This is a genomic window from Brevibacillus nigriterrae (assembly GCF_049846925.1).
In the GTDB taxonomy this organism is placed as follows: Bacteria; Bacillota; Bacilli; order Brevibacillales; family Brevibacillaceae; genus Brevibacillus_H.
Map to the genome: position 1 here is coordinate 146,795 of NZ_JBNCMT010000004.1, position 13,014 is coordinate 159,808.

The 13,014-nt window shown below is 43.1% G+C and carries 11 protein-coding genes; 4 read left to right on the plus strand and 7 right to left on the minus strand.

Annotated elements, in window-relative coordinates:
• Window positions 1-186 precede the first annotated feature (186 nt).
• Complete coding sequence (locus ACPW7N_RS04655) at window positions 187-882, minus strand: aspartate/glutamate racemase family protein (RefSeq protein WP_425649854.1); 696 nt, start codon at window positions 880-882, stop codon at window positions 187-189.
• A gap of 147 nt (window positions 883-1,029) precedes the next feature.
• Here ACPW7N_RS04655 and ACPW7N_RS04660 point away from each other — a divergent pair, with 147 nt between their 5' ends.
• Together ACPW7N_RS04660 and ACPW7N_RS04665 are read left to right on the plus strand one after the other, a co-directional pair.
• Window positions 1,030-1,899, plus strand: coding sequence for a LysR family transcriptional regulator (locus tag ACPW7N_RS04660; RefSeq protein WP_425649855.1), 870 nt, complete (start codon window positions 1,030-1,032; stop codon window positions 1,897-1,899).
• Window positions 1,900-2,011: 112 nt separating this feature from the next.
• A complete protein-coding gene (locus ACPW7N_RS04665) occupies window positions 2,012-3,697 on the plus strand; it encodes a methyl-accepting chemotaxis protein (RefSeq protein WP_425649856.1) in 1,686 nt (561 codons plus the stop codon).
• Window positions 3,698-3,770: 73 nt separating this feature from the next.
• Here the strand turns inward: ACPW7N_RS04665 and ACPW7N_RS04670 are convergent, their stop codons facing one another.
• Window positions 3,771-4,445, minus strand: coding sequence for an AlkZ-related protein (locus ACPW7N_RS04670; RefSeq protein ID WP_425649857.1), 675 nt, complete (start codon window positions 4,443-4,445; stop codon window positions 3,771-3,773).
• 657 nt (window positions 4,446-5,102) lie between these two features.
• Complete coding sequence (locus ACPW7N_RS04675) at window positions 5,103-5,330, minus strand: hypothetical protein (RefSeq protein WP_425649858.1); 228 nt, start codon at window positions 5,328-5,330, stop codon at window positions 5,103-5,105.
• A gap of 404 nt (window positions 5,331-5,734) precedes the next feature.
• On the opposite strand from ACPW7N_RS04675, the gene ACPW7N_RS04680 reads away from it, so the two are divergent.
• Both ACPW7N_RS04680 and ACPW7N_RS04685 read left to right on the plus strand, forming a co-directional pair.
• The gene (locus ACPW7N_RS04680) at window positions 5,735-5,911 is read left to right on the plus strand and encodes an NUDIX hydrolase (RefSeq protein ID WP_425649859.1); all 177 of its coding nucleotides are present in this window, start codon (window positions 5,735-5,737) and stop codon (window positions 5,909-5,911) included.
• Window positions 5,912-6,142: 231 nt separating this feature from the next.
• A complete protein-coding gene (locus tag ACPW7N_RS04685) occupies window positions 6,143-6,559 on the plus strand; it encodes a DUF4259 domain-containing protein (protein ID WP_425649860.1) in 417 nt (138 codons plus the stop codon).
• Window positions 6,560-6,600: 41 nt separating this feature from the next.
• Here ACPW7N_RS04685 and ACPW7N_RS04690 read toward each other — a convergent pair whose 3' ends face one another.
• The 4 genes from ACPW7N_RS04690 to ACPW7N_RS04705 all read right to left on the minus strand — a co-directional run bounded on the left by ACPW7N_RS04690 (window position 6,601) and on the right by ACPW7N_RS04705 (window position 12,889).
• Window positions 6,601-8,703: a methyl-accepting chemotaxis protein gene (locus ACPW7N_RS04690; protein ID WP_425649861.1), complete on the minus strand. Its 2,103-nt coding sequence runs from the start codon at window positions 8,701-8,703 to the stop codon at window positions 6,601-6,603.
• Between the two features lie 160 nt (window positions 8,704-8,863).
• Window positions 8,864-9,379 carry a hemerythrin domain-containing protein gene (locus ACPW7N_RS04695; protein ID WP_425649863.1) on the minus strand — a complete coding sequence of 172 codons (516 nt, stop codon included), beginning with the start codon at window positions 9,377-9,379 and terminating at the stop codon, window positions 8,864-8,866.
• 244 nt (window positions 9,380-9,623) lie between these two features.
• The gene (locus tag ACPW7N_RS04700) at window positions 9,624-11,264 is read right to left on the minus strand and encodes a peptide ABC transporter substrate-binding protein (protein ID WP_425649864.1); all 1,641 of its coding nucleotides are present in this window, start codon (window positions 11,262-11,264) and stop codon (window positions 9,624-9,626) included.
• 296 nt (window positions 11,265-11,560) lie between these two features.
• A complete protein-coding gene (locus tag ACPW7N_RS04705) occupies window positions 11,561-12,889 on the minus strand; it encodes an amidohydrolase (protein WP_425649865.1) in 1,329 nt (442 codons plus the stop codon).
• Between the last annotated feature and the right edge of the window lie 125 nt (window positions 12,890-13,014).

Consider the following 13,014-nt stretch of genomic DNA (forward strand, 5'->3'; position numbering starts at 1 on the left):
TATGTAACACGCAAAAAGCACAAAATTACTATAACATGAAATTTCATCCAATTAAAGAACTAGCTATCGTCTATCTTTATCGATAAATATTTTTTTATTAGTATTTCTTCAAAAGTTAAACTGACTTGTATTTTCACAAAAAAAGTGCCAGACATACTGCATCTGGCACCTTCTTCTTTCAACAATTTATTTGTTTAATGCAAACTCTACTCCTGCTTCAGCGTGAATTTGCGTTGTATCAAATATTGGTATACTACAATCAGATTGATCAATCAGCAGCATAATCTCTGTACATCCAAGTATTATACCTTCCGCTCCACGCATGACAAGTTTATCAATAATGCGTTTGTACTCCGCCTTGGATTCCGGTTTTAGCTCTCCCATCATAATTTCCTGATAGATGACATGATGGATGAAATCTCGATCCGCTTCATCCGGAATGATTACGTCAATGCCAAACTTCTCTCTCAACCGATCCTTGTAAAAATCTTGCTCCATGGTAAATTTGGTAGCGAGCAATCCTACTTTTTTCTTCTCGCTTTGCACAATTTTGTCGCCTGTAACATCAGCAATATGCAGTAAAGGAATGGAAATGCTTGCCTGTACCTCTTCGGCCATCTTGTGCATGGTATTTGTACAGATCATGACGAAATCAGCACCCGCCTGCTCCAGTTGCTGCGCGGATTGAACGAGAATGTCTGTTGCTGCATCCCATTTTCCATTGTATTGATGCAGTTTGATCTCTTCAAAATTAACAGAAACCATCACCGACTTGGCGGAAAAATGCCCCCCGAGCACTTCTCTAACCTTTTCGTTGATGATACGATAATACTCAATAGAGGACTCCCAACACATTCCACCAATTAATCCAATCGTCTTCATTGATATCCCAACCTTTCTCTTAACCGAATCATACCAACGGCTATTCATGGGATCAAATGAAGGTTTCTCATATGTTACATGAATAAATACTCATACTTCATCAAGAATGTAGATTCATTTATACGAAAAAATAGAGGGGCTGATCGTATGACCTTGGTCCAATTTGAAGTATTCCTCGCAGTCGTAAAAGAAGGCAGCTTTACCAAAGCAGGAGATGTCCTGGGAATGACACAATCTGCTGTCAGCCACATCATCTCGAATCTCGAGTCGGAACTGGGCGCTGCTCTTTTAGTCCGTGACCGCAAAGGAATCAAACTCACATCCGCAGGCGAAAAAGTGCTTTATCATATCCAGCAAATCATGAGTCACACGAAGCTAATTCACGAAGAATTGCTCGAATACAAGGGGCTTGCCAAAGGGGTGATCCGCATCGGAAGCTTCCCTAGCGTTTCTGCTCACTTACTCCCCTATGCCATGAAAACATTCCAAGCCAGTTATCCGGGCATCGAGCTGATTTTTTTGGATGGAACCAATCAGGAAGTTCGCAATTGGATCTACACCGGAGCTGTCGATGTGGGCTTCGTTACACTCCCGGACCCGGAATTCGACACCACCTATGTTGTGCAAGACGAGATGAATGTAATCGTACCTGTTACCCATCCTCTGGCTACCTATCAGACCATCACGGTAGACCAGCTTCAAGGAGAATCATTCATTTTGACCAAAGGCGGTTGTGAGGCACTGATTCGCCGGATATTCAAGGCATGCGACCCACAAATCAAATACGAGGTGAAAGAAACTTCCACCATCCTGACCATGGTTCAGCAAGGGTTGGGGATCACAATCTTACCATCAATGGCACTACCACAGAAGCTTTCTCATTCAGTTGTACTTTCCCTTGATCCACCGATATATCGTTCGCTCGGGTTAGCTGTACCATCCCTGGATCGTGCCCCAAAGGCTGTACCTCTCTTCATGCAGCATGTGCAAAAGATCTGTAAAAAAGAAGGGATGTAACTGTCAAAAATTATTGGGAACGAAAGTTTTGATCAGTAGAAATAATGGTATAGTAATACAGAAATCAAAATTCGACAAAAATCGAGTTTTCACTGATCTGGGGTGTAGTGCAATGAGTTTGAGAATCAAGATAATCATCGCAATTGGTATTTTTATTTCTATTATTCTTGCTTGTGGTACGTATTCTATCGTAAACAGCAAATCCAGCAATTCTGCACACGAGATGCTGTTGCAGGATTCTCGGACGCAATTCCTCATCAAGTCGATCCAATTTCGCCTGGCAGGTCGATCCAATGATGAGCGTGCCTTTTTATTAAAAGGTGATGCCAGTTTCGTAAACGAAATGCAAAAAAAAGACGAGGATATTCAGTCCTACTTGACTGAACTTGTCCAGACTGTTGAACCATCAGACAAGGAGATTGTAGAGGCCATTCAAGCTAATCTACAGGATTTCCAACGGGCAAGTCAGCAAGTGGTAGAATCCTATCAAAAGGGCGACAAGCAACGTGCTGATGAATTGCACTTCGGTGAAGAACGGGAAGCCCGCAAAAAACTTGATCCTGTCATCAGTGATTTTGAAAAAGAAATGAAAGTACGGTTTGATTCTGCCAAGAGTCAATTGGAGCAAAGTCATCAATTCCAGACAATGCTGCTAAGCACTTTCATCGGGTTGGCAGTCTTGTTTGGTCTGTTTATCGGGTACCTGTTCATGAGAACGGTTATGAGACCATTGTCAATTGTGAATGGTCAACTAAAGGAAATTGCTGAAGGTGAAGCCGACCTGACTCGCCAGTTGCCCGTTCTGTCCAAAGATGAAATCGGACAATTAGCTGCATCCTTCAATCAAATGATGGTAAACCTGCGTGAATTGATTTCTCAGGTTACCAAGAATGCCGTACAGTTATCTACTGCGACAGAGGATCTTTTTGTCAGCTCGCAAAGAACTATGCAAAGTACAGACTCGATTATTAACATGATTCAAGAAGTGGCGACTGGATCGAACACACAACTGCAGTCTGCCCAACACACCGTTTCAACGATCGACTCAATCACTTCTGACATTCACACCATCGCCACCTCAGTAGAAACAGCAAAACATTCTACGAACGAAGCGACACACAAAGCCCAGGAAGGAAACCATTCTATCCAAAGGGCCATCCATCAAATTGATTCGATTCGCCAATCTGTGGGAGATACCTCCCAACTGGTTCAACAGCTAGGGTCACGCTCCCATGAAATTGGACAGGTTGTCGATATCATTACAGATATCGCCAACCAAACGAATTTGTTAGCGTTAAACGCCGCCATTGAGGCTGCTCGTGCCGGTGAACATGGCAGAGGGTTCTCCGTCGTTGCTGATGAAGTGAGAAAACTGGCGGAGCAATCGAAGAACTCGACAGAACAAATCAAGCTATTGATTGAACATATTCAAGCAGATACCAAGCAAGCGATGAACGCAATGGACAAAGGGAACGAAGAGGTCCAAGAAGGGATTGCTGTCATCCATTTGGCAGGAAAGAACTTTGAAAGCATCCTCTCATCTGTAGATCAGGTAACTACTCAAGTCGATGAGGTTTACAAGGTTGGAGAACAGATGAGACGTAATTCTGATCGCATTACGGGCTCGATTAGCGAGATGGAACGCATCGCCGACGAAGCTTCCCACAGTACACAAGGCGTTGTCGCTTCTTCGCAGGAACAATACGCATCCATTGAAGAGATGGCTGCTTCCATCGAATCTCTACGTAGGATGGCTGCCCATTTACATGAGATGGTTGGCCGGTTTAAAGTTGAGTGATTACCAAACAAAGCCTCCAGAATCCGTATTCTGTATACGGTACTGAAGGCTTTTTCTTCTAGTTTTTTATTGGCTATGTAAGTATTTTTCGAAATTGAGTTAATGCCGTCGGGCTACATTTCCGCTCCAAATGCTGAAATACCCTTTCGATTGCTTGTTCTCTCGGGTACCACTTCTTGACATCATCGAAACCTGCAAACCAGCGATCCGTAATGTCAAAGGACATACTATTCCAACCCGAATTCTGTCCTTCTTGATTATTCCGTGGTTTACTTCCCGTAATGACAATATCGAATGACTCCTGCAAATCCACCAATGCATTTTCAAAAGGGGTTTTCTCTTCTTTTGCCTTCATGCCGACCAATCCCCTCAATGTTCTGGCATCGGTTATGCCTTTTTCTTCTATGGCCTGATAAATTAGATAAGCAGCCCGAGAAACAAGTCCAGCTTCATACCGTTCCTGTATCGAGCGTTGATCACCTCGTAAGGATCGCATATAAGGAAACAATTCAAGAGAGATAAATGTAGGCTTCTTCTTGAAGAACTTCCCGTATGCAGCCTCTTTGTCATCAGCCAGACGAACCCTCCATCTCCATGGATCAGCATCCGTATCGGAATGCCAGTTTTCTTTTGGCGTTAACGACTCCAATGATGGATGATCGGATATGTAGCTTGATAGAGGTAACAATCCGTACTTTTTGACAGCCTGTATTGCATCTTCATACCGAACAATGCTTGCTACTTCCATACTCTCACTGCTTTCTATTCAAAATTTTGTATCTGCCCATCCATTTGCTGTCAGTAATATTATACAATATCCTCAAAAAACGAAGAGAACCGTAACATAAAAAAATATCCTTATCTCTATGATTGACCATAGAAGAAAGGATAAGACGATTTATTGGCGCTCTTCAAATTACTTGCTCATGTTTTTCGAAGCAATCTTTTTTGTGTTTTTCGAAGCAATCTTTTTTATGGTGCTTTTCAAAGCAATCTTTTTTGTGTTTTTCAAAGCAATCCTTTTTGGGATGTTTTTCGAAGCACCCTTTTTTGGGATGTTTTTCAAAGCAATCTTTTTTATGATGTTTATCGAAGCAATCCTTTTCGAGGTGTTTATCTTCAGTACCTTCGTGCTTATGCTTTACTACTTTTACGGAGTCAATATGGCATATCGTGATGTGTACAAAAATCAACCTTCCTTTACAATGGATGGCAAGTTTTACTTTTCCTTTCGTCACATGCACAACGGTTCCAATAAATGTTCTTCCATTCACAAGACCAATCTCTGCCTGGTGACCTTCCAAGGAACGCAACTTGTGGCGCAGACTTTTACTGCAGGATGTCTCAATGTGACAACATCGCTTTTTCTTTTTCTTGCTGTCTGACTTGGTTTTTTTCTTTGTACTCACGGTTTCACCTGCCTTCTGTCACTTTCTTCATGAGTATAAAGCACTATATTGCACAATGGGATGATTAACGCCCCATGATGCGGTTCAAAAATGGAAATACTTCCATGCGTAACCTCAACGAGTTTACCACTTACTTCGTTATCTGCTGTGGTGAGCACGGCAATTTCCTTGCCAATCAATTTGTGCAACTGTTTCCAAAGATCATGCGTACACTTGTCTTCCACGCATTTACAATGTTTCCGCTTTTCTTTTTTCTCTTTATGCTTACATACACAAACACACTTCGATGGTTTAGGCTTTATTTTTATCACTTTCTTGATCACTTTCTTTATTACCCTCTTTATCACTTTCTTTTTTGCTTTCTTTTTCACTTTCTTTTTACATACAAAAACACACTTGGGAGGTTTCCGTTTCTTTATTTGCACTTTGCGAAAGCATTTGTTCATCTGTCTACTTTCCCTCCTTTTTTACTTCATTCTATTCAGGGCATCCAAGCAGTGTACTAGACTTGAATCTCGAAAGTATTGGTCTAATAGATAAGTATCTACCTTGATAAAGCCCCTTTTTAACGAGGGGGCATTCATCTAAACTTCATATAAAAACAGATATCAAAGGGAGAGAATATGTAATGAAGAGTGACATTATTTTAACTGTAGTAAGCGTGTCCGTAGTTGAGGGAGAGCGTGTCTTGATCGTTCAAGAAGGAAAACCAGCAACTTTTCAAAAATGGAACTTTCCAGGCGGTAGGCTTGAGCCGGGCGAGGCTATAATCCAAGCAGCCATAGCCCATTACACCAGCATGTGATTAGATATCACTTCCAAGCAGAAGTGGAAAAAGGTGAAGTTTGCTGTGACGGACAGGAAATTTTGCAGGTCGTCTGGAAATCTTTTCATGAGCTGGAACAGATGGAAGACGAGCATCTTTTTTGCCCAGAAATCTTTAGAACCATCATAGATGATGTAAAGAAAACGCAGCTCCATCCGTTGCAGGTATTAAAAGAATATGTACCAATCAAATGATTAGGGAGGAATAGGTATGGGTGCTTGGGGAACAGGATTTTTTGAAAATGATGATGCCCTTGATTGGAAAGGGGATTTATTGGAGTCATCTACTCTAGGACTCATTGAGGAAACGCTATCGGCATCTGCCGCAGAAGAGTATATTGAAGCTGATTTAGCCTCCCAGGCTCTTGCTGCAGCAGAAATTGTTGCTGCTCTGAATGGAAGGCCAGGTATGGAGATTCGAAATGAAGCAGGCGAAGTAGAAGATCTTGTTGAATGGCTAAAAGCTCAAAGAGAACAGGCCCCTCATTTACGTCAATTAGCCCTGACAGCCGTAGAAAAAATAAAAACAGAATCTGAACTGCAAGAACTTTGGGCAGAGACAGATGATTACGAACTATGGATTGAGCTCTTAAACGATTTACAGAACAGGATAAAGGAACTGAAGTAGTAAAAATCCCCCCAGTCCATGAGAGGTTGGGGGGATTTTCACTACACGGTAAAACGATTCACGAAGTCTTGTAATTCCTGCGCTTTCCTACTTAAATCAGACGCTGTGGCTGACATTTCATTCATAGAATGTAGCTGCTCTTCTGTTGAGCGAGTTACTAACATGGTCTTCTCGGCTGACTCCTTGGCTATCGCAGTTACTTCCTGAACGGTTGCAACAACTTGCTGGGAGCTTGCCGACATTTGTTCAGAGGTAGCGGAAACATCCTGGGTCTGTTCGTCTACATCTTTCGCAGCCTGGAAAATACGATTAAACGCTTCCCCTGCTTCGTGTACAATTTGGACACCTTCTCTTACTTCCCTGGCTACTGACTCCATCGCTTCGATCGAATATTCGGTGTCATTTTTTATTTCCTCGATCAATTTAATAATCTTTCTTGCTGATTGATCGGATTGCACTGCCAATTTGCGAACTTCATCTGCAACAACGGCAAATCCTCTTCCGTGTTCCCCTGCTCTCGCTGATTCAATTGCTGCATTCAATGCCAACAAATTGGTTTGAGCAGAAATGCCGGAAATCACTTCAACAATCAGACCGATATCCTTCGATCTTTCCCCAAGCAAGTGAATCTTTTGCGTGGAATCCTGAACAGAATGATCGATGGTTTCCATCTGGAAAAGTGCTTTTTGCAATGATCGGTTTCCTTTTTCAGCCTCGTTGACCGTTTCAATGGAAGATTCAGATACTGCGGACGAATTCTCGGCAACACGCTGAATTCCCATGCTGATTTCCTGCAAAGTATGGGCTGTTTCTTCTGTTCCATGCAGTTGCCTGTTCGTACCAAACGCTACTTCTTTCATAGATTCAGAAATCTGGTTGGCAGTGCTGGCAACCTGTTCAGAGGAAGCAAGCAATTCTTCAGAAGAGGCCGCTACTGAATCTGCCAATTCTTTATTCATTCGAATCAAATTTGAAAAAAAGTCAGCCATTTCATTTACTGCAACGGCAATCGCCTTTGTTTCATCACGAGTAACCAGTCGTATTCTCTGGGTGAGATCTCCGTGGGCGATTGATTGGGTTACCTGTTCGATTGTAAAAATGGACCGCTTCACAGCCAAAAAGAATCCGATAAAGAAATAAACAATGAGCGCTACCAATACGCTCACAATAAGCATTGTCACATTTCGTTCCACAGTAAGTGCCTGGATTCGTTCTTGAAGTGAGCGTTGAAATACATCTGTTACCTTCGTCAGCACGGTATACTGTTTATCAATTGCTTGGGTTGAACTATTATAGTACTCTTCTGAATCAGCAGAGATATTGGATACGTTCAAAATATGATCCGAAATTGATTGCACAACGGCTTCTGCCGATTGATTCGCATGATTGATCTCTGCGCCTAGCTCCTGCTTGTAGTGATCAACTCGGAAAACATACTCCATATTCGATTTGAAATCTACAATCGAGCGTACCATGGCACTTTGTAAGAAAAGAAGACTTCCCCGCTCATCTTCGCTTATTTGTTTTTTGGAAAGAATTCCTGTTCCCAGCGCTCGCCCCTGTCCCATATATTCTGTCGCCCATGGAAGTTTGTTTGAGAGTGTATCTACCAAATAATACAATTGTGGATCTCTTTCAAAAATCAGACCGGATGTATCAGCTATATAACTGTGAAAACGAAGAATTCGATCAATTAACACAATGTGTTTTTCCGTAGATTCCTTGACCGAAATCTGTAAACCTTCTTTTTCCAGACTCATCCACTCCTGTTTGATTGCTTGCCACTTTTCTGTAGCTTGCAGGAGTGCCCCATCACGATGATCCAACTGGTCGATTGTTTCCACGTCTTTCTTGATTGATTCACGAAGGTCTAATACCTTCTCCTTTGCATCGTTTTTTCCACCTAAGTATACGTTGGACATTCCCCTATGCTGCTGAATGTGTTGAACCATGCCTCTTAGTCCAGTTATATACTCCAAGCCTGCCATTTCCTTCTTTGAGTTTTGCAAATCTCCATTAATCTGCACGATATAGTTGGTGATGAAGAAGGCTAAAGGAATGAGAAAAACGAGAAAAATAATACCAAATTTCTCAAGGTATTTCAATCGATTCATCAGAGCGATAGCTGGTTTGAACAGCAACATGGTGTCATCCCCCGATTCAGATCCAGAATCAACAGCTTTAATTTCATTACCCATATTAGGGTTACTAGTAACAAGAGATTACACTTCCAATATTCGGAATAAAAAACTACCTGCCCTCGACAGATCATCGAAAACAGGTAGCTTGTGAATTCTTATGATTCTAGAACTCCCTAGTCAATCTCTCAAAAAGAATCTTGTCTTCCAGATAGATATGTTCACGAAGGTCCTCTTCCAATTCCACAAATTTTCGGTATACACTGTGATAGTTCTCATCCGCATCTGCTGGAAGTTGATAGTCGTTCGTCACCTTGCGCAGCTCAGCAAGTATGTGTAGAGAGATTTCGTGCTCTCCCTCCAGCGTTTGGGCCATCCGAACCAGCAAATGCGCTTTCGGATGCATCGGATTTTCGTCGTATTCACGAATGAGGCGGAAAGTGTCCTTTTCTTCTCTTCGCAAATGGGTATCCAGGTCTCTCTCTAACAATTGAAACAAATGCTGCACTCGTCCGAGCTCATGGTACTCAATCCCGTACTTGCTGACAAGTTCTTCGATAAGCTGCTTCATGATAGGCAGTTCCTGCTTCACATATGTATGATGTTTCTCCTCGATATAGGTAACCAGATCGGCATAGGATGCGTCTTTCCATTCTTGATCTAACTGAAGATTCTGCTCCATGGTCAGGCCCTCCATTTTCAATTAATGTAGTGGTATCTTACAAGTATAGTGTATTTTCCCTGCGAAAAGTGTAATTAAGTTAACATTATGCCCATTATCTCCTACTACTACATTGTATTTGACAAGCTTTTCAATAGCACAGATACTTGTAAACATTGTTTGAACAAAGTGCACGTGAAAACCAAAAAGAGCAGACGCCCGTTCTCGTCTGCTCTACTTATCTACTACATAGACTGACTAAAGTTTACTTCATTTCAATTCGCTTCAAGTCTGGACGTCCAAGTGCATCGATGTGGATACCTTTTTTCACATTATCTCCCTGTACCCATGCACGAGTGTACGCATAGATAGGAGCAACCGGCATTTCATCCATAAAAATGGCTTCCGCCTCTACTAGAAGCTGTTTGCGTTTCTCCGGATCTGTCTCTTTGGTTGATTGGATCAGCAATTCCTTGTACTTCGGATGTTCCCAGTTGGTATCGTTATTGCCGCCCTCTTTATCACGGAACGCTTCCATGAAGTTAATCGGGTCATTGAAATCGGCGACCCAACCCATGCGTCCCACTTGATAATTCCCTTGATGCAGCTTCTCGAGATACACCTTCATCTCCGTATTTTCGATCTTCACATCGGCTCCAAGATCTTTTCTCCAGGAATCCTGAATCGCTTCAGCAATTTTTTTGTGGCTTTCAGACGTATTGAAAGAGATCGTGATCGGAGGAAGCTTTGCCATTCCCAATTCTTTCAAGCCTTCATCTAACAGCTTTTTGGCTGTATCCACATCATGATCCTTGAAATAACCGTCTGGCTTCAGTGCCATGGATGGCGGCAGCATGCTTAAAGCAGGAACCTGTTCGGCTTGCAAAATGTTATCGATGATCGTTTGACGGTTAATGGCGTAGGCGAACGCTTTGCGAATTTTGGCATTGTTAAATGGCGGCTGCTCTACGTTGAACTTATACCAGTAAAGCGTTGCTACCGGCTTGGTTTGCAGCTTTCCTGACTCCTTCAAAGCTGGCATCGCATCAATCGGCAGGCTGCTGTTCGGACTGCCCGCCCAGTCGAGCTCTCCGTTATCAAACATGGACAACTCCGTATTTTCATCCTCGATCATAGCAAGTTCTACTTTATCGACTTTTACTTCTTCTTTATCCCAGTAGTTTTCATTCTTCTCTAGGACGATTTTGTTTTTATGCTCCCAAGCAACCATTTTGAAAGGGCCGTTGCTTACATACGTTTTAGCCTCTTGTGCCCAGTCTTTATTGGCCTCAACCACTTTTTTATTTACAGGCATGTAGGTATAGAAACAGGTCAGCTCCAGGAAAAACGGAGTTGGATTCTCCAATTTTACTTCGAGTGTCTTGTCATCCAGCGCTTTAACTCCTACCTGGTCTTCCTTGGTTTTTCCTTCATTGAATGCTTGACCGTTCTTAATATAGTAGAGCTGATAGGCGTAGTTGGACGCCGTTTTCGGGTCAAGTGCTCGCTTCCAGGCGAATTCAAAATCAGCAGCAGTTACAGGATCGCCGTTACTCCATTTCGACTCACGAAGATGGAAGGTGTAGGTAAGTCCATCTTCAGAAACGTCCACCTTCTCGGCAACTGCTTCATGCGGGAGATCATCCTCCCCTTTTCTCATCAAACCATCAAAAACGGATGAAATTACAAGGCCAGATGTACTGTCTTCTGCAATACCCGGATCAGCAGTAGAAGGCTCCGAGTGGATATTCATGCGGAAAACTTTGGGACCTTTGCTTTCTGTTGCTGCTGGTGCGCTGCTGTTTTGCTCACTGCCTGCAGGTGTTGAAGAACTGCTGCCACATCCAGCCAAAGCCGAGCCGAGCAGAACGACGGAGCTGACTAGTGCAAATATACTTTTTTTCATTTTCTATTCCCCCTCTATAGTTCACACTTTATCAGAATTGCCTTTTTATATTCATTTATCAGATTATTAAACTTAATTGTGTTTTCTAAACTGTCTGATAACGCCATCTTTTAGTTACAACAAAAAAACCACTTCATTATCAGCATGAACTGGTTTTAAATTTACTTAAATTGAATTTCACACCTGTTACCCTACTCTCTTGTTTATGTGATAAATAAACAAGTATTAATGAACAATCAATTATATTTATGCAAATTGACTGATATTTTACAAAAATATAGAAAACGTTTACAAAGCTAAATTCCCTCGACAATCCGCTTCGCACGAGCAGTTGCTTCGAACAGGATCCTCTCTTTATCGACCAGGAGCATTTCTTTCTGATGCATGAGCCATTGTCCATTTACCATTACGCTTTCCACATCTGAGCCCTTCGCAGCGTATGCCAACAGATTAGCGATATCATGCTGCGGCAACAAATGCGCACAATCCGGGTTGATCACAATCAGATCGGCAGACTTGCCTCTCTCCAGACTTCCTGTGATAGACCCCATATCGAGAATTGTTGCCCCTTGTTGGGTTGCCATCGTCAGCACCCTTCTTGCGGACAGCCGGGTTGGGTCACGGAATATTACCTTCTGCATCCAGCTTGCCGCCTGCATTGTCAGAAACATATCCAGAGACGATGCACTGCCTGCTCCATCCGTTCCCAAGCCGACTGTAACACCCTTTGCAATCATCTGTTCGATCGGAGCAATACCGCATCCAAGCTTGAAATTGCTGACCGGATTATGTGCTACTCCCCCCTGGATGTTCCCTAAGAGAGCAATATCTTCCTCATCCAGATGAACGGCATGCGCCAACAGAATCGGGTGCCCGTCCAGTAATCCGCACTGCTCCAGGTAACGGGTAGGCGTACATTGATAACGTTCCCGGATCTTGTGCCACTCTTCTTCTGTTTCTGCCAGATGAATATGGATCGGGATGTTTTTCTCTTTTGCCAGGCCTCGAATCATCCGAAGCGACTCAGGCGGACACGTAAAAGGTGCGTGCGGCCCAAGCATGACCTGGATTCGCCCATCCGCCTTCCCATGCCATGTTTCGAACAAGGAAAGTGCTTCATTCAACCTGCGCCCGCCATCATCCTCCAAAAACACCATACCTCTGCAAAGAGAAGCTCTCATTCCCGCTTCCTCTACTGCCGCTGCCACCCTGTCCATCTCGACATACATATCGGCAAATGTGGTCGTCCCGGACTGAACCATCTCCAGCATCGCCAGTTGTGTTCCCCAGTAGATATCATCCGGCGTCATTTTCTCCTCTGCCGGCAGCATCTTCTGGCTCAGCCATTCCATCAAACGCTTGTCGTCACTGAAGCAACGTAACAGACTCATTCCTGCATGATTATGCGTATTTACGAAGCCGGGTAGAACCCATTTACCTCTTGCTGAAACAATCTCCACGTTTGCCTCATCATCTGATTGCAGCATCTCCTTGAGATTGGTACCAATTTCCATGATCTTGCCATCTTCTACGAGGATGTCCATCGTCGGGAAATGAATGGAATCGCCTGCCCCCTGCATCACCGCCCCATCACAGATCAATGTACGCTTTACCTGATTCATCATTGCATTCTCTCCTCATTATCAAAAGTTTAGGTATAGAATGAGGCTTGACGCAACGAGAAGGTCAAGTATTTATTTATGGCAGCAAATGGTATACTATATCTGGGTTTTCCCTAGAGAGGAGAGCA